Source organism: Parerythrobacter lacustris, from assembly GCF_024626475.1.
Classification (GTDB): domain Bacteria; phylum Pseudomonadota; class Alphaproteobacteria; order Sphingomonadales; family Sphingomonadaceae; genus Parerythrobacter_A; species Parerythrobacter_A lacustris.
Map to the genome: position 1 here is coordinate 335,962 of NZ_JANKHH010000004.1, position 20,748 is coordinate 356,709.

The window sequence follows — 20,748 nt, forward strand, 5'->3', positions numbered from 1 at the left end:
CGCGCCTATCGGGCCGGTTTCGAAACCAGAGCTTACCGGAGTATTTCATGGGTTTCCGTTGCGGAATTGTCGGGCTGCCCAATGTCGGCAAGTCCACCCTGTTCAACGCCCTGACCGAGACGCAGAAGGCCGAGGCGGCCAATTACCCCTTCTGCACGATCGAACCCAATGTCGGCCAGGTTGCCGTGCCGGACGAGCGGCTCGACACCATCGCCGCGATTGCCGGCTCGGCCAAGATCATCCCGACCCAGCTTGCCTTCGTCGATATCGCGGGCCTGGTGAAAGGCGCGAGCAAGGGCGAAGGTCTCGGCAACCAGTTCCTCGGCAACATCCGCGAGGTCGACGCCATCGTCCACGTGCTGCGCTGCTTCGAGGATGACGATATCCAGCACGTCAACAACGTTGTCGATCCGCTGGCCGATGCCGAAGTGGTCGAGACCGAGCTGATGCTGTCCGACATCGAGAGCCTCGAAAAGCGGGTCGAGAACGCCAAGCGCCGCGCTACGGCGGGGGACAAGGAAGCCAAGGCGCTTGCCAGCGTGCTCGGGCAGGCGCTCGACCTGCTGAAGGAAGGCAAGCCCGCGCGGCTGACCGAACCGAAAGACGATGTCGAGGCGAAGCTGTTCGAACAGGCGCAGCTGCTCACCGCCAAGCCGGTGCTCTATGTCTGCAATGTATCCGAAGCCGATGCTGCCGAAGGCAACGCCATGTCAGAGCAGGTCTTCGCCAAGGCCAAGGCGGAAGGCGCGCAGGCGGTGGTGGTTTCCGCCGCGATCGAGGCCGATCTGATCACCATGCCGGTGGACGATCGCGCCGAGTTTCTCGCCGACCTCGGCCTCAGCGAAAGCGGCCTCGCGCGGGTGATCCGGGCGGGCTACGCGCTGCTCGGCCTCAAGACCTTCTTCACGGCCGGTCCCAAGGAAGCCCGCGCCTGGACCTTCCCCGACGGTGCCAAGGCCCCGCAGGCGGCGGGTGAGATCCACACCGACTTCGAACGCGGCTTTATCCGGGCGGAGACGATCGCCTACGACGATTATGTCGCGCTTGGAGGCGAATCCGGCGCGCGCGATGCAGGCAAACTGCGCCAGGAAGGCAAGGAATATCTGGTGCAGGACGGCGACGTGCTGCTGTTCAAGTTCAACGTTTGAAGCCAATCAGGCGCCACAATCGAAATATCCCTTGGCAGAATAAACCGGGCGATCGCGGTCGTCGGTGATGGTCAGCGCGCCCGGATAGGAAACCGTCTCCATCCCGCTCTGCGCGCCGCTGGTCTCGTCCAGTTCGAGCCGGATGGAGTTGGCCATGCCGTCGTACTTCGCGCGCGCCGCATAGGACAGCTCGTCAGAGCCCATGTCGGGCGAGGCTTTGACCACCTCTCCATCGAGCAGGAACGCCGCATACTCGCCCTGCGCGATCAGCAACAGGTCGCCGCCTTGGGTCTCGCTGAAATTGCACCCCGCACCGAACAGGCCATCCCCCTCGATCCGCGCGAAGGTGATCGGTTCGAGCGTGATCGGCACCGGCGGACCGAGCGCGTCCTTATTCATCTGCTCGATATCGACGGGTTCTGACTTGGGTTCAACCGCGCAGGATGCGAGCGCGACTGCGAGCAGGATCATCGTCGTCGTGCGCATCAGTGCCTTCCAAACAGCCTGTCGGCCGCCGTTCATTTCCAGCTTGATCAAGCTTGCTAACCCTAACGCAAGCCATAGTCTGACGGTTCCAGCGGCTCGCCCATTTCCAGATTCAACCCGTGAAAAAGGCACCAACCGATCGATAATCGAGGCGCAAATCGGACTTGCTCGAAACGCTCTTGCCAGTGTGCTTTCGCGAAATTCGTGGTAACTAGCTACAATGGCTTGTCGTCTATGCAATTGGCTCTGCGAGCGTTTTTGCCCACCCGAGTTGAATGGCAACGCCTTTTGGAATTCCATTTACAAATGGGAGGAAGATTTTTCCCGCGAATGGGAGCCTTGGGATGAAAGCGAGGAATTGCGGAACCGCGCAAGTGAAGCTGGAAGGCTGGTGAAAACTGATCCAGCCCTAGCCTTGCAGAAATTCAGCGAGTTGGCAGACGAGGGCTCCGCTTTCGCAATGAGATGGGCAGGAACCCTCCACCTGGGCAACTATGGTGTCGAAGAGAATCTAGAACTTGCCGAGGATTTTTTCCGGCGCGGACTTTGTGCGGGTTCATGGATTTCGACCATAAGCTATGCCAGCTTGCTATTTAAGCGCGGCGCTCATGACCTCTGGCCAAGCACATTAGCAGATGGGATCGAGAACGAGTACATTCCGGCCTTCTTCTGGCATGGCTGGAACTCATATCGCCTTCACCCTAGCAAACGTACGGCCGTCGAAGGACGCGAATCAATGCTGAGAGCGGCAGATGCTGGACACCCCGGTGCCAAGGCAATGCTGGCACGTTGGACAGCAAGAGGGCGCTTTGGGCTGCGAAAGATTCCTGAGGGAATTAGAATGCTCCGTGCAGCATTTGACGATACCATTTCCAGCAATACGACCGGCTAATCAATTGCCGCGGAAATAGCTAGAACCGACGGTTACCGACAATGGCTATGTCTATCAGTGCCTTCCGAACAGCTTCTCGACGTCTTCCATCGACAGCTTGACCCAGGTCGGCCTTCCGTGGTTGCACTGGCCCGAGCGGGGGGTGCGTTCCATTTCGCGCAGCAGGGCGTTCATTTCGGCGACCGAGAGTGTGCGCCCTGCCCGCACCGATCCGTGGCATGCCATCGTAGCCAGCACGAGATCGAGCTTTTCGCCCAGCAGGATCGCCTCGCCGTGTTTCGCGATATCGTCTGCCAGATCGCGCAGCAGGGCATGCGGATCGGATTTCGCGAGCGCCGACGGAACCGCGCGCACCAGCATGGCGTCGGGGCCAAAACGCTCGATAACGAGGCCCAACTCGCCCAATTGCCCGATCGCGGCCTCGAGCCGGTCGCAGTCGGGCTCGCCCAGCTCCACTACTTCGGGCAGCAGCAGCGCCTGGCTGCGTTTCACCGCCTCCCCTGCCCCCGCCGCGCGCAGGCGTTCGAGCACGAGCCTCTCGTGCGCGGCGTGCTGGTCGACGATCACCAGACCATCTATCGCCTCGGCGACGACATAGGTGTTGGCGACCTGCCCGCGCGCGATGCCGAGCGGATAGCTCTGCGTTGCCTCCTCGGCGACCTCCGCCCTGCCCTGCGGCTCGGCAATGACTTCGCCGGTATCGTGGCGATAGGGCATCGCCGGCGCGGCCACACGCTGCTGCGGCGCGCCCCAGTCCCGCCCGTCGAAGATCGAGCGCAGCGCGGCTGCGGGCTCTTCTCTGGCAGGCTCGGATTGCCAGCGCCCCATGGCTGCCGCGTCGGGCGTTTGCGCGCTGCGCCGGTCGCCCGTGGAGAGCGCCTGGCGCAGGCCCGATACGATGAAACCGCGCACCCCTGCGGCATCGCGGAAACGCACTTCGGTCTTCGCCGGATGGACGTTCACGTCGACCTCTTCGGGCGGCAGATCGAGGAACAGCGCGAGCACCGCGTGCCGGTCGCGTGCGAGCATGTCGGCGTAGGCCCCGCGCACCGCGCCGGTCAGCAGCCGGTCCTTCACCGGGCGCCCGTTGACGAACAGATACTGGTGGTCGGCCACCCCGCGATTATAGGTCGGCAGCCCTGCGATACCGCTCAGGCGCATGCCGCCGCGCTCGAGCTCGATCGGCACCGCATTGTCCGCCAGTTCGCGCGCGACCAGCTCGGATACGCGGGTCGCGATTGCCTCGCCGCCCTGCACGTTGATCGATCTGCGGCCTGCATGTTCGAGGGTGAAAGCGATATCGGGCCGCGCCATGGCCAGGCGGCGTACGACGTCGAGCGACGCGGCATACTCGCTGCGCGCAGTACGCAGAAACTTTCGCCGGGCGGGCACCTTGGCGAAGACCTCCTCCACCCTCACCCGCGTGCCAGGCGGAAGCGCGGCGGGCTCATCGGCCACCAGGGCACCGTGATCGACCACCTTGCGCCAGCCTTGCTCGGACCCGCGCACCCGGCTTTCGAGCGTGAAGCGCGAAACGCTGGCGATCGAAGGCAAGGCTTCGCCGCGAAAGCCGAGGGTCGATACCTGCTCTATCGCATCATCGGGGAGTTTCGATGTCGCATGGCGTTCCAGCGCGAGCGCCATGTCCTCCGCAGTCATCCCGCACCCGTCATCGGTCACTTCGAGCCGGGTCAGCCCGCCGTCCACCAGCGACACGTCTATGCGCGTCGCCCCGGCATCGATCGCGTTCTCGACCAGTTCCTTGAGCGCCGCTGCAGGGCGCTCGACTACCTCGCCCGCAGCGATGCGGTTGACGAGATTTTCGGGCAGGCGGCGGATGAGCGGCATGGCCGGAAAGCCTAGCGATGAAGCGCGAGGGATTCGAGGCCGGTGGAGAAAATTTTCCGCGAATCGGGTGATAAATTTTTGGCGTTTTTGCACGCTCGCGAGTAAGGGAGCGGCACCCCTGACAAATACGGGTCACATCTGTCGCAGCAACCTGCGGCAAAGCCCGAGAAATTAAACGGAATCAGTGACGAATGTCCTTCTTCTCGAACCTGTTCAAATTCGGCTCCAAAAATCTCGCAATTGACCTCGGGACGGCCAACACTCTGGTCTATGTTCCGGGTGAAGGCATCGTCCTCAACGAACCGTCGGTTGTGGCGATGGAAACGATCGAAGGCTTCAAGAAGGTCAAGGCTGTCGGTGACGAGGCCAAGATGATGATGGGCAAGACGCCCGACAGCATCGAAGCCATCCGCCCGCTGCGCGACGGGGTGATTGCCGACATCGAGATTGCCGAAAAGATGATCGAGTATTTCATCCGCAAGGTGAACGGCCGGAACACGATGTTCAGCTTCCCCGAGATCACCATCTGCGTCCCTTCGGGCTCGACTTCGGTTGAGCGCCGCGCGATCCGCGACGCGGCGAGCAACGCGGGTGCGAAGGCGGTGTACCTCATTCTCGAGCCGATGGCGGCTGCGATCGGGGCGGACATGCCGGTGACCGAACCTGTCGGCAGCATGGTGGTCGACATCGGCGGCGGCACGACCGAAGTCGCGGTGCTTTCGCTGCGCGGCCTCGCCTACACCACTTCGGTGCGCACCGGCGGCGACAAGATGGACGAAGCCATCGTGTCCTACGTCCGCCGACACCATAACCTGCTGATCGGCGAAGCCACTGCGGAGCGGATCAAGAAGGACTACGGTGTCGCAACCGCCCCCGAGGACGGGATCGGCGAAACGATCACGCTCAAGGGCCGCGACCTGGTCAATGGCGTGCCCAAGGAAATCACCATCAACCAGGGGCATCTGGCAGAAGCCCTCGCCGAACCGATCGGGGCGATCGTCGAAGGCGTTCGCATCGCGCTCGAGAACACCGCTCCCGAGCTCGCGGCGGACATCGTCGACCAGGGTATCGTGCTGACCGGTGGCGGGGCGCTGATCAAGGGCCTCGATGTGCACCTGCGTGAGGAAACCGGCCTGCCGGTGACCGTTGCGGAAGACCCGCTGACCTGTGTCGCTGTCGGCACCGGCCGTGCGATGGAGGATCCGATCTATCGCGGCGTGCTGATGACGGCCTGAACGGGAAAGGGGGCGGATCATGGCGCCGAATTCCGCCCGGCGCTCGAGCAGCTCTCGCCGGGCCCAATATTCCGTTTTTACCGGCTATGTACTCGCCACCATCGGCGCGGTGGTTGGCGCAGGTTTACTCGGCCTGTCGCTTATCTCCCCGGAGGCATTCAGCGGACCCCGCGAGATTGCCAATGATGTTGCAAGCCCTGCCGGGGAGGTTTCCGCCCGGGCGCGCACCAATGGCAAAGGCCTGCTCGACAGCATAAGCGGGTATTTCCGCGCCGGAAGCCAGAACGCGCAGCTCAAGAAGGAAGTCGAACTGGCCCGCATCCGCCTCGCCGAAGCGAAGGCGACCGAGGCCGAGAACGCGCGGCTGAAGGCCTTGCTGGGCCTTACCGAGGCCGAGGTGAAGCCGGTTGTGGTGACGCGGCTGATCGCCTCGACCTCCACCAGCGCGCGGCGCTTCGGCTATATCGGAGCCGGCCGGGCCGAGGGCGTGCAGGTCGGCATGCCGGTGCGCAGCGAACGCGGCGTCATTGGCCGGGTGCTTGAAGTCGGAAGTGCGACCTCGCGCGTCCTGCTGCTGACCGACAGCCAGAGCGTGCTGCCGGTCCGGCTTGCCTCCACCAAGCGGCGCGCGAGCGCCTTTGCCGAAGGGCGCGGCGACGGGCGGATCCAGATCCGGCTGATCAATCTCGGGATCAATCCCTTACGCAAGGGCGACGTACTGGTGACGAGCGGCGCCGGTGGCTACTACCGGCCCGGCACTGCGGTTGCCATCGTCAGCGAAGTCACCAGCGATGGTGCCATTGCCCGCCCGATCAGCGACCCGGCGGCGACCAACTTCGTCTCGGTCGAACCGATCTGGCAGCCCGAGGCTATCTCCGCAGCCGCGACACCGGTCGACGAAAGCATCGCCGAGTGATGGAACGCGTCAATCCGCAATCGCGCCGCGACGCCTATGGCAGCCGGATCAACCGGGCACCATCGCCGGTGCTGGTGTTTGCAGTTCCCATCGTCTCGATCCTGCTCTGCACGCTGCTACCGCTGTTTTTCATCACCAGCGCGGTGCCCTATGTGCCGCCGCTGGCATTCATGATGCTGATGGCATGGCGGATCATCCGGCCGGGCATCTTCCCTGTATGGATCGGGTTCCCGCTGGGTCTGTTCGACGACCTGTTCAGTGGGCAGCCATTCGGTAGCGCTATGCTGTTGTGGTCCCTCGCCATGATTGCCATCGATATCATCGAAGCCAGGTTTCCGTGGCGCAGCTTCGTCCAGGACTGGCTGACCGTTGCCGGTTTCACTACGCTCTATATCGTAGCGGCCGCGATCGTTTCCGGCGGCGAGCTAGGCGCACCTATGGTCATCGCGCTCTTGCCTCAGATCGTGCTCGCGATTGTGCTCTTTCCGGTGATTGCAAGATTGGTGGCCAGGCTCGACCGTCTTCGCCTGACGCGGTTCAGGGAAGTTCGCTGATGGCCCGCCGTCCCAAACGGCCCGCTCCGCCGATCAGCCAATCGATCCTCGAAGGCCGATACGAGCGCCGCAGCGTGGTGATCGGCGGCTTGGGAGCGGGCATCGGGGTGCTGCTCGCCGCGCGGATGGGCTACATCGCGATCGCCGAGAACGAGAAGTACGAAACCGAATCCGAAAGCAACCGGGTCAACCTCTCGCTGATTCCGCCGCGCAGGGGCTGGATCCTCGACCGCAACGGTGCGCCGCTCGCCTCCAACCGTGCGGATTTCCGGGTCGACATCATCCCCGAGAGGATGCCCGACGCGGACAAGACGCTCGAGCAGCTCGGCACGCTCCTGTCGCTTGATCGAGCCAAGATCCAGGATCTGAAGGACAAGGTCGCCACATCGCGCGGGTTCCAGCCGCTCGAAGTCGCGACCGGGCTCAATTACGAACAATTCGCGGCGATCAGCGTGCGGGTGCCGGAAATGCCGGGCGTCATCCCGCAGCGCGGCTTTTCGCGATTCTATCCCACCGGGCCCAGCGTTGGCCATCTGATCGGCTATGTCGGCCCGGCTTCTGCCGAGGAGTACGAGAAGGATCGCAACCCGCTGCTCGTGACCCCGGGCTACAAGATCGGCAAGGACGGTCTGGAGAAGCAGTTCGAACAGGAACTGCGCGGCACACCAGGAGCGCGGCGGGTAGAGGTCACAGCTTCGGGACGCATCGTGCGCGACCTCGACACGCGCGAGGATGTGCAAGGTCAGGCGGTCAAGCTGACGATCGATGGGCCGCTGCAGGACTATGCCGCGCGCCGCATCGGGCTCGAGTCGGGTTCGGTGGTGGTAATGGACTGCGAGACCGGCGACCTGCTGTGCATGGCATCGATGCCGAGCTTCGACCCGAACAGTTTTTCGGACGGGATCGGGCGGGTGGAATATGCCATGCTGCGCGACGACGACCGGGTGCCTTTGCGCAACAAGGTGCTCAAAGGGCTCTACCCGCCCGGCTCGACGGTCAAGCCGATGGTGTCGATGGCGCTGCTCGAAGCGGGCATAGATCCTGAGCAGACCGTCAGCTGCGGCGGCGGACTGCGGGTCGGCAACCGCGTGTTCGGCTGCTGGAACCGCGGGGGGCATGGCTCGGTCAATATGGCCAAGGCGATCTACCAGAGCTGCGACGTCTATTTCTATGCCATGGCGCAGCGGGTCGGGATGGACCCGATCGCAGCGATGGCGCGCCGCTGCGGCATGGGGCAGGAATTTCCTTTGCCGGTGGTCAGCCAGTTTTACGGCACGGTGCCCGACCCGGCGTGGAAAATGCGCAAGTACAACCAGCCATGGGCCGTGTTCGACACGGTGAACGCCACGATCGGCCAAGGCTACATGCTGTCCAACCCGTTGCAGCTGGCGGTCATGGCGGCCCGCATCGCGACCGGTCAGCAGGTCATGCCGCGACTGCTCGGCAGCGCGAAGAAGCCGATCTTCGATGCCTTTGGCTTCCCGGCAGAGCAAAAGCAGTTCATCCGCCAGGCGATGAGCGATGTGGTCAACGGCCCAGGCACCGCCGGGCGTGGCCGCCTGCCGTTCGATGACATCAAGATCGCAGGCAAGACGGGCACGGCACAGGTGGTGTCGCTCAGCATCTCGGACGGCAGGTCCGGACCATGGAAATATCGCGACCACGGCCTGTTCATTTTCTTCGCCCCGTTCGACAAACCCAAATATGCCGGCGCGGTGGTGATCGAGCATGGCGGGGGATCAGGGGCAGCCTATCCGATAGCGCGCGACGTGACGACCTTCCTGTTCGATCCGGCCAAGGGCCTCGAAGCGCTCTATGCGCTCGAAAGTCAGTGGGGTGGCACGGCGCAACAACGGCTCGCACGCAAGTACGCGCAATATGCCGCCGATGCGGGCGAACTTGCCGAAGCGGCCCCCATCCGTGAAACCGAGATCTTCGACCGTGTCGATGCGGAAGCACGGATCGAGGCGGCGAGGCCGGCTGTCCAGGCTTCCGACGCGGCGGTGAACCGATCGCGGAATGTCGACTCCGTCATCACCGGGGCAACCGAATGAACAGCCGCATCCCCGCCCCTATCGCCCGCCAGCCGTGGGAAATGCTCATTCCCCTGTTCCTGCTGGTGGTTTTCGGGGCGGTCGTGCTGTATTCGGCGGCAGGCGGGCATTTCCAGCCTTTTGCCTCTTCCCATCTGCTTCGCTTCGCCGTCTTCTTTGTCATGGCGCTGGTGATTGCCAGCCTTCCGCGCAGCACCATCGAGTGGGGTGCCTATCCGGCTTACGGAGGTGTCCTGCTCCTGCTGCTGGCCGTCGAGATTGTCGGCGCGGTCAAAGGGGGCAGCCAGCGCTGGCTCGAAGCCGGGCCGATCCGCATCCAGCCGTCTGAGCTCATGAAGCCGATGCTGGTCCTTGCGCTCGCGAAATTCTTCGCCGGTTTGCCATCAGGCATGGTGGGAAGCTGGCGATCGCTGGTCCCTCCGGGCGTGCTCATCATGCTCCCGATCATTCTCGTCCTCATGCAACCCGATCTCGGCACCTCGATGGCAATCGTGTTTGGCGGGGCGGTGGTGATGTTCCTCGCCGGCTTGCCGCTGTGGTGGTTCCTGACCGCCGGTGGAGTAGGCATCGCGGCGGCACCGCTGGTCTATTTCTTTGCCTTGCACGATTACCAGCGTGCCCGGGTCCTGACCTTTCTCGACCCCGAAAACGATCCGCTGGGTACCGGATACCATATCACCCAGTCCAAGATCGCAATCGGTTCGGGGGGCCTGTTCGGCAAGGGCTTCAACGAAGGCACGCAGAGCCACCTCAATTACCTGCCCGAAGCGCACACCGATTTCATTTTCTCGACCATGGCCGAGGAATGGGGGTTGATCGGCGGGATCTTCGTCCTCGTGATGTACGGCCTTATTCTTGGATGGGGCATGAAGGTTGCACGCAGTGCGCAGGATCGCTTCAGCTCGCTTCTTGCGGCAGGGGCGACTGCGACGATCTTCTTCTACATTGCAGTCAACCTCCTGATGGTGATGGGCATGATGCCGGCCAAGGGAATGCCCTTGCCCTGGATGAGCCATGGCGGTTCATCGATGATGACCAACATGATCTGCATCGGGATGCTGATGATGATCAATCGCTGGAACCGCCATCGGCGGGGGATCGCCAGCTAGGGTCAGGCCTCGACCAGTCCCAGCTTGATCGCTTTGACCACTGCCCCGATCCGGTCCGACGCCTTGAGTTTGAGATAGATCCGCTGGCTGTAGGTTCGCACGGTTTCCGGCGAAATCCCGAGAATCGTTCCGATATCGGTGGTCGACTTCCCGCGCGCCATCCATTGCAGCACTTCCAGTTCGCGCTCCGACAGCTGCGGCCGTTCGCGCGAGGTCTCGATCAGGACGCATATCCGCTGGTGGGCGAATTGCGACAGGCTGCGGATCTGCACGATGGCGGCATCATCTTCCTCAGTCGCCGGTCGTCCGAAATCGAAGCTGGCATAGGCATCGCGGCTGCGCGGGCCGAACAGCGGTATGCCGAAGCCATGCTCCAGTCCGAACGCTGCGAAGGCCTCGGCGAATTGGGCAACGCCCGGCCGGTCGGCGCAGTCGCGCATCGCATCGGCCCAATAGGTGATCCGCCCCAGTTCGAAGGTGCGCTGCGGAATTGGATCGAGCTTGCGCAACTCCAGATTGCCGTAAAGCCTTTCCGCCTCGGGCGGGAAGCCGTGGGTATAGACGACGGTTCGGGCCGAGATGGGCGCGTCGAACTTGGGCGACATGTGATAACTCATGCGCACGAAGCCGAGCTCGATGGCCTGATCGCGCACAAAGTCGAACACCTCGGGCAATGTGCCAAAGGTCTCGATCCTGCTTTCCAAGACGTCCAGTGCTTCCACCAAAGCTTTCCTGTCCCCCGCTTGCGGGACTTGAGGCGTCCGGGAACCGCTCTATCAGAAAAGCCAATTCGAGAACAGCGCCGCAACCGGCGCTGATTTTTTCGGTTGCCTGGAGTCCGCCCGATCCGGCGGCAAACGCGGCAAACCGCCTCGAAATCCGCAGGGGAAGACTACCACCACCGGGGCTTTGGCTTTCCGGCACATTGGAGACCGGCCATGTTGGCGCGCCTACTCAAGGGCACGCGTTCGCGACTGCGCGGCGCACCTCGAAGCTCCGGAAAGGACACCGGAGCGCAGGATATATCTAGCGAAATCATCGCCTTGCTCACAGCGTGCGAGCAGGCGGGTACGACGCTCGCCCTGCGTGACCTTCATCACCGGATCGATGCACCGCAGCCCGTGATACTGCGTGCCGTCGACGAGCTCAGGATCGAAGGACGGGTCCAATTGGAGCAGGTGCAGCATGATCCCTTGGCCTCGAAAGTAACCCTGACGGACCGGTCGAACTCATCAAGATAGGCCTTTTCATCGCGAGCGGGATCGCTATATGCAGCGCCTCCCGCCGCCTCGCGATTCGGGATTTGCCAAATTGGCAAATGGACGCTTAGCTCAGTTGGTAGAGCAGCTGACTCTTAATCAGCGGGTCGTAGGTTCGAACCCTACAGCGTCCACCACCCCCCAGGCTTCTGGCCCTCTTCCCCAAACTGCGATGATCCGCTAACCGCGCCGCAACTGTTTTGCGGAGTGTTGCATGGCGCGTTTCCTGATCGTCGAAGCCCGGTTCTACGACCACCTCAACGATATGCTGATTTCCGGTGCGCGCGGCGCGCTGGAGGCGGCGGGGCACGAGGTCGATATCCTCACGGTGCCCGGCGCGCTCGAAATTCCCGGAGCCATCGCGACCGTCGCTGAAAGCGGCCAGTACGACGGCTTCGTCGCCATCGGCGTGGTGATCCGCGGTGAGACCTACCACTTCGAGATCGTCGCCGGCGAGAGCGCGCGCGGCGTCATGGCGCTGACGATGGACGGCGTCGCGATCGGCAACGGCATCCTCACGGTGGAGAACGAGCAGCAGGCCATCGTCCGCGCCGATCCGGCGCAGGGCGACAAGGGCGGCGAAGCGGCGAAGGCGGCGCTGGCGTTGCTGGACCTGCGGGCAAAATACGCGTGAGCGAGCACAGCTATATCGCCGGAATCCCCCTCGTGCTCGGCGGGAATGTCTTCGGCTGGACAGCCAAGGGCGATGGTGCCTTCGCCGTGCTGGACGCGTTTTACGAAGCCGGTGGACGGATGATCGATACCGCCGATGTCTATTCCGCCTGGGTTCCGGGCCACGAGGGCGGCGAGTCCGAAGCCGTCATCGGCGAATGGATGGAGAGCCGCAGCGTGCGCAATGACATGCGCATCCACACCAAGACCGGGATGCTGGGCGGGGCGGAACTTTACGAACCGGCACGCGTGCTCCACTCCCTCGACGCATCGCTCGAGCGCCTGCGCAGCGACACGATCGATCTATATTATGCACACAAGGATTATCCCGAGCTGGAGATCGGTCAAATCGTCGAGGCGTTCGACGGCGCGGTGCAAAGCGGCAAGGTCATTGCGCTCGGAGCGTCGAACTTCGACGCGGCACGGCTAGGTGCAGCACTCGATGCCGCCAATGCGACCGGAGCAACACCCTTCACCGCGCTGCAGAACGAATACAACCTGGTCAATCGCGAAGCCTATGGGCCGGACCTGCAAGCGTTGGCGCAGTCGCGCGGCATCGCCATGCTGCCCTTTTTCGGTCTCGCCTCGGGCTACCTGACCGGCAAGTACCGGACCGAAGAGGATTTCGCGAAGTCCATGCGCGGCGGTCGCGCTCAGCAACTCGCTGGTGGAAAGGGGCCACAAGTGCTGGAAGTGATGGACGCAGTGGCTACCGAAACTGGTGCCAGCCTGTCCGCCATCGCGCTTGCCTGGCTGGTGCGACAGCCCGGTATCCCGGCGCCCATCGCCAGCGCGCGGACGGTCGATCAGCTTAATGAGTTGCTCGAATTCACACAGGTCGAACTGAGCGACGATCAACTCGCCCGGCTTACCGCCGCAGCTTAGGGTCAGGACCTATAAGTCGCGCAGGGATTTGACCAATTGGCCCCGTTGCAGCGTCGCAGAAGCTTGAAAATGCGCCGCATTTTCTGCGCTCCCGCTCCTCGCTACAGGGCCAATTGCTTCAAACCACGCTCTGCGCGACTAATAGGTCCTGACCCTAGGCCGGGTTCGACAGTCCTTTCAGGCCCAGCGGCGCATAGTCGCCGATGGCGAGCTGCTCGAACACGCCCATCCCTTGCTCGCCGCTGTCGCTGGTGACGCGGCACAGCATCTGTACGTGGAGATGGTCGGGGCGGACCGGATCGACGCTGGCAAGGTCGATCTCCTCGCGTTCTACCTCCAGCGTACCGTGGTCGAGCCCGTGGTTCCATTTGGGCGAGGTATATCCCAGCCCGCGCATCTGGAACCGGCCTACCGGTTCGAAGGCGAAGCTCTCGCCGCCCATCTTGAGGGTCCCACCGGCGGGCCAGCGAGTGCCGGGATCCAGTGGTGTCTCCATCTCGGGTTCGTGGAAGTCGGTGAAGGCTTCCGGCCCGTTCCCATCGGGTGCAACCACCCCGCGCGTGTTCCAGGGTGTGCCGTCGGCATGGGCGTTGAGGTGATAGAACAGGCTCCGGCTCGGCAGGTTGACCGGGGTCCATTGCCAGAAGAACTGCGGTACGGCCGAGCCGTTATTGAACTGTGGATCGCTCGCACCCACCGGCCGCACGCCCCAGCTGCGGTCCCGCGTCCCGGCGGTCCCGGCGACCAGCGCCTTGCGCTTGCCGTCGACTTCGATCCAGCCCTCGTAGTGGCCGTTCTGGGTTAGCCTTGTGTAGTCCATCACCGTGCGCGGGCCGATCCGCCAGACGAAGCGCGGTTCCTCGATCGGGAAGGCGCGGCCGGTGAAGGTGATGTCGGCAGCCAGCCCTTCCCCTTCCACGATCACACGCAGCTTGTGGAGCGGCTCGACGATCTCGATCCGCACCGGGCCGCAAGTCAAATCCATTCGCTCCATCCCCAGCTTGCGGCTGGCATGGAGACAGTGCTGGATACCGTCGCGCACGACACAGAAGTGAGCATCGGCGACGTCGAGATGGGGGTAGACCCCAAAGGCCACGGCAAAGAAATCCTCGCCATCGGGACCGTAGCCGTTGAAGAAATAGCGGTCGTAGAAATTGCGGTCGGTGCCCGAATAGGCGACCGGTTCGGGCGTCTGGTGGATAGGAAAATCATCGCCTTTTGTAAGCATCTTTACCTCCGATTGTCCTGAGCCTGTCGAAGGGCGCCCCTGGTCAGCACCATCAACTCTCTCCTTTGAGTGCGCCGAGGCTGTCGTGTGCGAGGGCCAGTGCGCAGGCACCGCGCGCCATCGACAGGAAATTGGCATCGCCGCGCCCGTTTCGTTCGACGAAGGCAGCGCTGAATACGGCCGTGGTAACCCCATGCAGCGCGCCAAGGCGGTAATCGTCCCAGATTTCGCCACGGCTGAGCTTCACGCCGCGCGCGGCCATTTCGGACAACCACAGGTCGATCAGCCGGTCCTCGTGCGCGCGGCGCAGTTCATCGCCGATCCCGCAACCGAGGAAATAGCCGACATCGGTCATCGGATTGCCGATGGTGACGGTCTGCCAGTCGAGCACGGCGATGGGCTCCGCCCCGCCCTTGATATCGAACAGCATGTTGTCGAGCCGGAAGTCGCCGTGGACGAGGCTGATCGGTGCCGGCGGATCACGTGTAAAAACCGTCGCGCTGTGCTCTGCCACCGCCTCGCACAACTGCATGAACTCGGGCTCGAGCGTGTCGGCATAGCGCTCGCGCCACACCGCCTGTGCCTGCGGATAGAGCGCGCGGATCTGGGCCGAGACTTCGGGCTTGGTCGCCAGCCATTCGGTGTCGAGAATCGCCCGGTTGTGCCAGCTCGGCGCATGAATTCCCGCTGCTTGCCGGATCGCCGCCTCGGCATCGGCAAGGTCGCAACCGGCGATCTGGTTCCCGCCGCGGCACGGACCAAGGTCCTCGAACAGCAGGATGAACTCACCGCCATCCTCGGCAAGGCCGGAATAAAGGACCTGAGGCACCCGCGCATCGAGCAGCGGGGCGATGTCACGGTAGAACGTCACCTCTTTGGCGTAGAGTCCGAAAATCGCGGCAGTAGAGCGGCTCGTATCGTTGGCGGCGGGAAACTTGCCCGCAAGGGTCGGCGCACCCAGGGCGTCTGCATAGTCGACATGAAACCGGACGCTGTCACCGACCTGACCGGTGCCGATCGGCTCCCACCGGATCGATTCCACTGCCACCCCAAGCACATCGCCCAGCCATTTCTTCGTCACACCGTCGGGGTGCGACGGAAAACCATCCCCCATCCTCTTCTCCCTTGCGGGAACATTAGGTGGGCTGACCCGCTCTAGCAATCATGAACGGACCGCTCGAATGGATCGCCGCCGTCGGCGCAATGATTGCCGCCGCGATGATTGCCTTCGATCTGGGCCGACGCGCGACAGCGTGGGGCTTCGTGCTGTTCTGTGCTGTGTCGGTGATCTGGATCGTGGCGGGCGCATTGAAGGGTGCCACACCGATCGTCGCGATGAACGCGATCCTGCTGCTGATCAATCTGTGGGGGGTGTACCAGTACTGGGTGCACCCAAAAAATCGCCGCGATGAGAAAACCGGCAACTGATCCCTGTGGACGTGGTCGACGCTCGCACTGCCTGTTCTCGCCAACCGAGAAAGTCCTGGCTCCGCCATATCTCGCGTATCGGCTAGAGAAGCCCGGCATCTCTCCATTTCGGAGCAGGTTGTCAGGCAGCAGGAAGATTATTAATAATCAGTGCCTTAGACGAAACCAGCATCTCGCCATCTTCCGGAAAAAGCAGTCTAGCGGGCGAAGTCAGTCCAAGATGGACCAGATAAGCCGCCGCCTTCCGGATGCATGGGCTAAGTATTGCTACCTATTAGCCGTGCAACAAATACGCTTGTTGAACGACGTTTGCCAGCTTTGGCCCTTCGACGCAAATAATGAACAGACCAATGATAATGTCCTCGCCGATTTTCCCACGTATGCTTTTGCTGTTTGCCGATAGCCGCTCGCCATTTGGGGCTGTCGCGCAGCGCACAGCACATATTTCGTTTCGAGCCAGTTGAAACCTCCGCAAGGCTTAAACTTGGAGGACCAGTCACCTGTATCGGCCGAAACCCACTACCGTTTGCGGCGGCGGCGCGACAGAGTGTTCGGCATGCCGGATCTGTTCGGAGAACCTGCATGGGACGTCCTGCTAGATCTGTACCTCGCGCATCTCGATCAGCGGGCGGTATCTGTTTCAAGCGCGTGCATTGCGGCATGCGTTCCCCCGACCACTGGCTTGCGCTACCTCATCCGGCTCGAGCGCAACGGCCTGCTCAGCCGCAAGCCGGACCCGACCGACAACCGCCGCGTACTCGTGTCACTGACCGCGATCGCGGTCGAGCTTGTCGAACGGACACTGGTCGGCGAAACCTGAAAATCGCACCGACCGTGAACCGGTCAGCCGAAGCAACGATCCCCCGCATAATGCGCGCTGTCGCCCAGTTCCTCCTCGATGCGGATGAGCTGGTTGTACTTGGCAAGCCGGTCCGAACGGGCGAGCGAGCCGGTCTTGATCTGGCCGCAGTTGGTGGCAACCGCGAGATCGGCGATCGTCGCATCCTCGGTCTCCCCCGAGCGGTGCGACATGACCGTGGTGTAGCCCGCCCGATGCGCGATATCGACCGCCTGCAGCGTCTCGGTCAGCGTGCCGATCTGGTTGACCTTGACCAGCAGGGAATTGGCCAGCCCCTTTTGGATACCCATCGCCAGGCGTGCCGGATTGGTCACGAACAGGTCGTCACCGACCAGTTGCACCTTGTCGCCGATCAGGTCGGTTACAGCCTTCCAGCCTTCGAAATCGTCTTCACCCATGCCGTCTTCGATCGAGACAATAGGATAGTCGGCGCATAGCGCGGCGAGGTAGTCCGCCATCTGAACCGGGCCCAGCGAAAGACCTTCGCCGCTGATCTCGTACTTGCCCTCGCGGAAGAACTCGGTCGCCGCGCAGTCGAGCGCCAGCTGGATGTCGGTTCCTGCATCGAAGCCGGCCTTGCCGATCGATTCCATGATGAAATCGAGCGCGGCCCGCGTGCTCGACAGATTGGGCGCGAAACCGCCCTCGTCCCCCACCGCCGTTGCCAGGCCCTTGTCATGCAGGCCCTTCTTGAGCGTGTGGAAGATTTCGGAACCCCAGCGCACCGCCTCGGCCAGCGTCGGCGCGCCGACCGGCATGATCATGAATTCCTGGAAGTCGATTGGATTGTCGGCATGTTCGCCGCCGTTGATGATGTTCATCATCGGCACCGGCAGGACATGCGCCGAAACGCCGCCGATGTACGAATACAGCGGCAGTCCGCGGGCATTCGCCGCCGCCTTGGCCACCGCAAGGCTGGTTCCCAGGATGGCATTCGCTCCAAGCCGAGCCTTGTTCTCCGTTCCGTCGAGCGCGATCATCGACAGGTCGATATCGCGCTGGTCCTCTGCATCGATATTGCCTAGCAACAGGTCGCGGATTTCGCCGTTCACCGCGTCGACCGCCTTGGTCACACCCTTGCCAAGATAGCGGGACTTGTCCCCGTCGCGCAGTTCTACCGCTTCATGCGCACCGGTCGATGCCCCCGACGGCACGGCCGCCCGGCCGAAGCTGCCATCATCGAGCAGCACATCGACTTCGACCGTGGGATTGCCCCGGCTATCGAGGATTTCACGCCCGTGGATATCGATGATCTGCGTCATGGCTTGCTCCGCTTGGCCAGAGTGTTGTAATGGGCTAATACAGTCCCATATGGAGTGTGGGGCGGGCTGTATGCGCCGGAACAAGGTGGCGCAAGTTGCGTTGCATCATTAACCGGATGGAATAGGTTTTCATCGCTTCCATCCCTTCGAGTTTAAGCGCAAAAAGGATATCATCATGGCTGAAGCAACCACATCGAAATCCAAAACCGCCAAGAAGACGGCAGTCAAACCCGCATCGCCCCCGGCCAACGGGTCGGCGGAGGCCAAGACCCGCTTCAACGCGGCGCTCGAGGAAGCCAAGGCCGGTGCAGCTGCGCTGAAGACCGAGGCTGCCGACCGGGCGATGGCCTATCGCGATCAGGCAAAGGGCAAATCGCAGGATTGGGCTGCCGACGCTAAGACCAAGGCTGGTGAACTCGCGGTCGAAGGCAAAACCAAGGCCAGCGACGCAATCGCCTCGCTCGGCAAGGTTGTGGCCGACAACGCGGTGACCATCGACGAGCGTTTCGGCGAGAAGTACGGCGACTACGCTCGCAAGGCATCGCGCGGCCTGCAGGAAACTTCGGCCAAGCTTGATGCAAAGGGCATCGACGAACTTGGTGAAGACGCGCGCGAATTCGTCCGCAAGAGCCCGGGTACCGCAATCGGAATTGCCGCAGTTGCCGGGTTCCTGCTGGCGAGACTGTTCGGCGGCCGTCGCGGCTGATCGAACAGGCCAGCAGGGGATGCTCGACGGAAACGCGCAAACTGCCGACGATGCAGCAGGGGAGAGGGTGAGCGAAGAAGGCGATGCTCATCGTTCCCTTGCCGAAGATTTCGAAGCGCTCTTCGATGACGGTAAGACTTACGCCGAGGCGGAGTTTGCGTATCAGAAGACCCGCGCACGTCTGGCGGGTTCGTATGCCAAGTCTGGATTGATCTACGGCATATTGGCGTTGTTCCTAATCCACATGGTTCTGATCGGTCTTACGGTCGGTGCTATACTTGTGCTCGCACCCTTGACCGGACCGCTGATCGCAACTGCTATCGTGACCGGCGTATTGCTGACCGCCGTCGTCGCCTTGGCGCTTTTGGCAAAGGCGCGCTTCGGAGATATCGGTGCCGTGTTCGGAGGGCGCGAGCGATGAGCCTCTCGCTGGAACGCCAATTCGCTCAGGATCGCGCCCTGCGCGATGCCGCATTTGCCCTCCTGAAGGCCGATGTGAGCCACCTTCGAACAGATATCAGTGCCGAGGGGCTCATGTCTCGATTTGCTGGCCGGATGAGCGAAGGCGCGATTGATGTCTACGAGGATGCGGCCGAGATCGCCGAGAATAACCGCGGTCTATTGGTGGCCTTGATCGCTGCCCTGGTGCTGTGGTTCGCGCGCGAGCCAATTCTGAGTCTGCTCGGCGAAGACGACGAAGACGACGATCACGAGACGGGGGCCCAACCGCAAGAATACGATGGAGAATTGATGTGACCGACCAAGCCAAACGAGACGAATTGCGGGCCAAGATCGAAGCCGGCGAGCAGCGCAATGCCGATCGCACGATGGGCGATTATGCACGCGATGCGAGCGAGAAGGCCACCGCCTTCGTCAAGGAGCACCCGCTGGCTGCGGTCGCCGGAGTTGCGGCGGTCGGGCTCGCGATCGGCGCCATGACACGCCCCGGTCGACGTGCCGCTCGAACCGCCGGCCGTAAGACGAGCGCATTCGCATCCTATGCTGCCGAGTTGGGTATGGCATATGCCAGCGGATTGTTCGATGCAGCAAGCGGTGCGGCCAAATCCGGCGGCGAGAAGCTGGAGGATTTCGGCGAGGATATGGCGCACAAGGCACGCAGCGCGCGGCGCACGGCTTCCCATTCCGCAGGCGATGCGGCGGACAATCTGCGTGTCATCGGGCGCAAGGCTGCGCGCCAGGCGGGTCGCACGCTCCGCGACGCGCGTTCCCGCATCGGAAAGTAGCTGCGCAGCATTGCGGCGGTTGAAAGCGGCGCGCGGGCTTGCCCGTTGCGCCGTTTTCGCTATGTGCGCGCCACATTCCTCTCCTCGACACAAGGCACGCAAATTCCATGTCCGAAACCCCGTCCGTCCAGAACCTGTTCCTCGTGATGGGAGGTCGCGTCACCGACCCCCGCTCACATCATTTCCAGGACCCGGAGAGCATCCACGTGGTCGGCGTCTTCAGCGAATATGACGATGCCGTCGAGGCATGGCGAGGCAATGCGCAGCGCACGGTCGACGATGCCGAAATGAAATACGTCGTCGTTCCGGTGCACGAGCTGCTGACCCCGGAAGCTTGACGCTCTGCGCAGGGTCAAAGCGAAAGGGCGGCCCCGCCGGACCGCCCTTCGTCAGACTTGCGCTGGGCGCGCCGGTCAGATGAACTCGATCTTCTCGATCAGGTAGAACCGGTCGCCCGAAGGCACGGTCACTTCGACTTCCTCGTCGACCTTCTTGCCGATCAACGCCTTGGCGATCGGGGAGTTGTAGGAGATCCGGCCCTTGTTCGCATCGGCCTCGGTCTGGCCGACGATCTGGTAGCGGATCGGCTTGTCATCCTCGTCGAGCAAAGTCACCGTCGCGCCGAACACGACCTTGTCGCCCGATAGCGTCGCGGGATCGATGATCTGCGCCCGGCTCACCTTGTCTTCCAACTCGGCGATCTGCGCCTCGACGTGGCCCTGGCGTTCCTTGGCCGCATGGTATTCCGCGTTTTCCGACAGGTCGCCGTGCGCACGCGCTTCCTCGATCGCGTCGACGATCTTCGGGCGTTCGGCCCGCAGCACCTTGAGGTCCGCCGTGAGCTTCTCGTAGCCCTCGGCCAGCATCGGCACCTTTTCCATAACGCTCTTCTTCTTTCTCGTTGCCCCGCCTCGCGACAATTCCTGGCCCGGCCGCTTCCACAGATGCGGCCACAAGTGCGTC

The 20,748-nt window shown here is 62.8% G+C and carries 24 protein-coding genes and 1 tRNA gene; 17 read left to right on the forward strand and 8 right to left on the reverse strand.

Annotated elements, in window-relative coordinates:
* Positions 1–47 precede the first annotated feature (47 nt).
* Entirely contained in the window at positions 48–1,148 is a 1,101-nt protein-coding gene (gene ychF / locus NSO95_RS08150; RefSeq protein ID WP_257595695.1) for a redox-regulated ATPase YchF, read from the forward strand.
* Positions 1,149–1,154: 6 nt separating this feature from the next.
* Here ychF and NSO95_RS08155 read toward each other — a convergent pair whose 3' ends face one another.
* A complete protein-coding gene (locus NSO95_RS08155; RefSeq protein ID WP_257595696.1) occupies positions 1,155–1,670 on the reverse strand; it encodes a hypothetical protein in 516 nt (171 codons plus the stop codon).
* 235 nt (positions 1,671–1,905) lie between these two features.
* On the opposite strand from NSO95_RS08155, the gene NSO95_RS08160 reads away from it, so the two are divergent.
* A complete protein-coding gene (locus NSO95_RS08160) occupies positions 1,906–2,526 on the forward strand; it encodes an SEL1-like repeat protein (protein ID WP_257595697.1) in 621 nt (206 codons plus the stop codon).
* Between the two features lie 54 nt (positions 2,527–2,580).
* Here the strand turns inward: NSO95_RS08160 and mutL are convergent, their stop codons facing one another.
* The gene (gene mutL, locus NSO95_RS08165; RefSeq protein WP_257595698.1) at positions 2,581–4,374 is read right to left on the reverse strand and encodes a DNA mismatch repair endonuclease MutL; all 1,794 of its coding nucleotides are present in this window, start codon (positions 4,372–4,374) and stop codon (positions 2,581–2,583) included.
* Positions 4,375–4,565: 191 nt separating this feature from the next.
* Here mutL and NSO95_RS08170 point away from each other — a divergent pair, with 191 nt between their 5' ends.
* From NSO95_RS08170 to rodA, 5 genes are read left to right on the forward strand one after another with little or no spacing between them, the layout of a single operon-like run.
* Positions 4,566–5,609 carry a rod shape-determining protein gene (locus tag NSO95_RS08170; protein WP_257595699.1) on the forward strand — a complete coding sequence of 348 codons (1,044 nt, stop codon included), beginning with the start codon at positions 4,566–4,568 and terminating at the stop codon, positions 5,607–5,609.
* Between the two features lie 19 nt (positions 5,610–5,628).
* The gene (gene mreC / locus NSO95_RS08175; RefSeq protein WP_257595700.1) at positions 5,629–6,525 is read left to right on the forward strand and encodes a rod shape-determining protein MreC; all 897 of its coding nucleotides are present in this window, start codon (positions 5,629–5,631) and stop codon (positions 6,523–6,525) included.
* On the forward strand, positions 6,525–7,079 hold the full coding sequence (gene mreD, locus NSO95_RS08180) for a rod shape-determining protein MreD (RefSeq protein WP_257595701.1): 555 nt from the start codon (positions 6,525–6,527) through the stop codon (positions 7,077–7,079). The genes mreC and mreD overlap by 1 nt, the downstream gene beginning before the upstream one ends.
* A complete protein-coding gene (gene mrdA, locus NSO95_RS08185) occupies positions 7,079–9,133 on the forward strand; it encodes a penicillin-binding protein 2 (RefSeq protein ID WP_257595702.1) in 2,055 nt (684 codons plus the stop codon). The genes mreD and mrdA overlap by 1 nt, the downstream gene beginning before the upstream one ends.
* Complete coding sequence (rodA, locus tag NSO95_RS08190) at positions 9,130–10,242, forward strand: rod shape-determining protein RodA (RefSeq protein ID WP_257595703.1); 1,113 nt, start codon at positions 9,130–9,132, stop codon at positions 10,240–10,242. The genes mrdA and rodA overlap by 4 nt, the downstream gene beginning before the upstream one ends.
* Before the next feature lie 2 nt (positions 10,243–10,244).
* Here rodA and NSO95_RS08195 read toward each other — a convergent pair whose 3' ends face one another.
* Together NSO95_RS08195 and NSO95_RS08200 are read right to left on the reverse strand one after the other, a co-directional pair.
* The gene (locus NSO95_RS08195; protein ID WP_257595704.1) at positions 10,245–10,964 is read right to left on the reverse strand and encodes a helix-turn-helix transcriptional regulator; all 720 of its coding nucleotides are present in this window, start codon (positions 10,962–10,964) and stop codon (positions 10,245–10,247) included.
* 228 nt (positions 10,965–11,192) lie between these two features.
* Positions 11,193–11,429: a hypothetical protein gene (locus NSO95_RS08200; RefSeq protein ID WP_257595705.1), complete on the reverse strand. Its 237-nt coding sequence runs from the start codon at positions 11,427–11,429 to the stop codon at positions 11,193–11,195.
* 133 nt (positions 11,430–11,562) lie between these two features.
* On the opposite strand from NSO95_RS08200, the gene NSO95_RS08205 reads away from it, so the two are divergent.
* The 3 genes from NSO95_RS08205 to NSO95_RS08215 all read left to right on the forward strand — a co-directional run bounded on the left by NSO95_RS08205 (position 11,563) and on the right by NSO95_RS08215 (position 13,058).
* Positions 11,563–11,638, forward strand: a tRNA-Lys gene (locus NSO95_RS08205).
* 77 nt (positions 11,639–11,715) lie between these two features.
* Positions 11,716–12,135 carry a 6,7-dimethyl-8-ribityllumazine synthase gene (gene ribH, locus NSO95_RS08210; RefSeq protein ID WP_257595706.1) on the forward strand — a complete coding sequence of 140 codons (420 nt, stop codon included), beginning with the start codon at positions 11,716–11,718 and terminating at the stop codon, positions 12,133–12,135.
* A complete protein-coding gene (locus NSO95_RS08215; RefSeq protein WP_257595707.1) occupies positions 12,132–13,058 on the forward strand; it encodes an aldo/keto reductase in 927 nt (308 codons plus the stop codon). Before ribH ends, NSO95_RS08215 begins: the two co-directional genes overlap by 4 nt.
* 154 nt (positions 13,059–13,212) lie before the next feature.
* On the opposite strand, the gene NSO95_RS08220 is transcribed toward NSO95_RS08215, so the two are convergent.
* Together NSO95_RS08220 and NSO95_RS08225 are read right to left on the reverse strand one after the other, a co-directional pair.
* Complete coding sequence (locus NSO95_RS08220; RefSeq protein WP_257595708.1) at positions 13,213–14,286, reverse strand: Rv3169 family protein; 1,074 nt, start codon at positions 14,284–14,286, stop codon at positions 13,213–13,215.
* Between the two features lie 52 nt (positions 14,287–14,338).
* Complete coding sequence (locus NSO95_RS08225; RefSeq protein WP_257595709.1) at positions 14,339–15,400, reverse strand: ecdysteroid 22-kinase family protein; 1,062 nt, start codon at positions 15,398–15,400, stop codon at positions 14,339–14,341.
* A 50-nt stretch (positions 15,401–15,450) separates the two neighbouring features.
* On the opposite strand from NSO95_RS08225, the gene NSO95_RS08230 reads away from it, so the two are divergent.
* Together NSO95_RS08230 and NSO95_RS08235 are read left to right on the forward strand one after the other, a co-directional pair.
* Positions 15,451–15,714, forward strand: coding sequence for a hypothetical protein (locus NSO95_RS08230; protein ID WP_257595710.1), 264 nt, complete (start codon positions 15,451–15,453; stop codon positions 15,712–15,714).
* A gap of 682 nt (positions 15,715–16,396) precedes the next feature.
* Positions 16,397–16,534 (forward strand): winged helix DNA-binding protein, encoded by a 138-nt coding sequence (locus NSO95_RS08235; protein WP_257595711.1) that lies wholly within the window; start codon positions 16,397–16,399, stop codon positions 16,532–16,534.
* Positions 16,535–16,557: 23 nt separating this feature from the next.
* Here NSO95_RS08235 and eno read toward each other — a convergent pair whose 3' ends face one another.
* Positions 16,558–17,835: a phosphopyruvate hydratase gene (eno, locus tag NSO95_RS08240; protein WP_257595712.1), complete on the reverse strand. Its 1,278-nt coding sequence runs from the start codon at positions 17,833–17,835 to the stop codon at positions 16,558–16,560.
* 175 nt (positions 17,836–18,010) lie between these two features.
* Between eno and NSO95_RS08245 the strand changes: the two genes are divergently transcribed.
* From NSO95_RS08245 to NSO95_RS08265, 5 genes are all read left to right on the forward strand, one after another.
* The gene (locus NSO95_RS08245) at positions 18,011–18,541 is read left to right on the forward strand and encodes a hypothetical protein (protein ID WP_257595713.1); all 531 of its coding nucleotides are present in this window, start codon (positions 18,011–18,013) and stop codon (positions 18,539–18,541) included.
* 19 nt (positions 18,542–18,560) lie between these two features.
* Complete coding sequence (locus NSO95_RS08250; protein ID WP_257595714.1) at positions 18,561–18,962, forward strand: phage holin family protein; 402 nt, start codon at positions 18,561–18,563, stop codon at positions 18,960–18,962.
* Complete coding sequence (locus tag NSO95_RS08255; protein WP_257595715.1) at positions 18,959–19,297, forward strand: hypothetical protein; 339 nt, start codon at positions 18,959–18,961, stop codon at positions 19,295–19,297. The genes NSO95_RS08250 and NSO95_RS08255 overlap by 4 nt, the downstream gene beginning before the upstream one ends.
* The gene (locus NSO95_RS08260) at positions 19,294–19,785 is read left to right on the forward strand and encodes a hypothetical protein (RefSeq protein WP_257595716.1); all 492 of its coding nucleotides are present in this window, start codon (positions 19,294–19,296) and stop codon (positions 19,783–19,785) included. Before NSO95_RS08255 ends, NSO95_RS08260 begins: the two co-directional genes overlap by 4 nt.
* Before the next feature lie 107 nt (positions 19,786–19,892).
* A complete protein-coding gene (locus NSO95_RS08265) occupies positions 19,893–20,123 on the forward strand; it encodes a DUF4170 domain-containing protein (protein WP_257595718.1) in 231 nt (76 codons plus the stop codon).
* A 75-nt stretch (positions 20,124–20,198) separates the two neighbouring features.
* On the opposite strand, the gene greA is transcribed toward NSO95_RS08265, so the two are convergent.
* Positions 20,199–20,666 carry a transcription elongation factor GreA gene (gene greA, locus NSO95_RS08270; protein ID WP_257595719.1) on the reverse strand — a complete coding sequence of 156 codons (468 nt, stop codon included), beginning with the start codon at positions 20,664–20,666 and terminating at the stop codon, positions 20,199–20,201.
* Between the last annotated feature and the right edge of the window lie 82 nt (positions 20,667–20,748).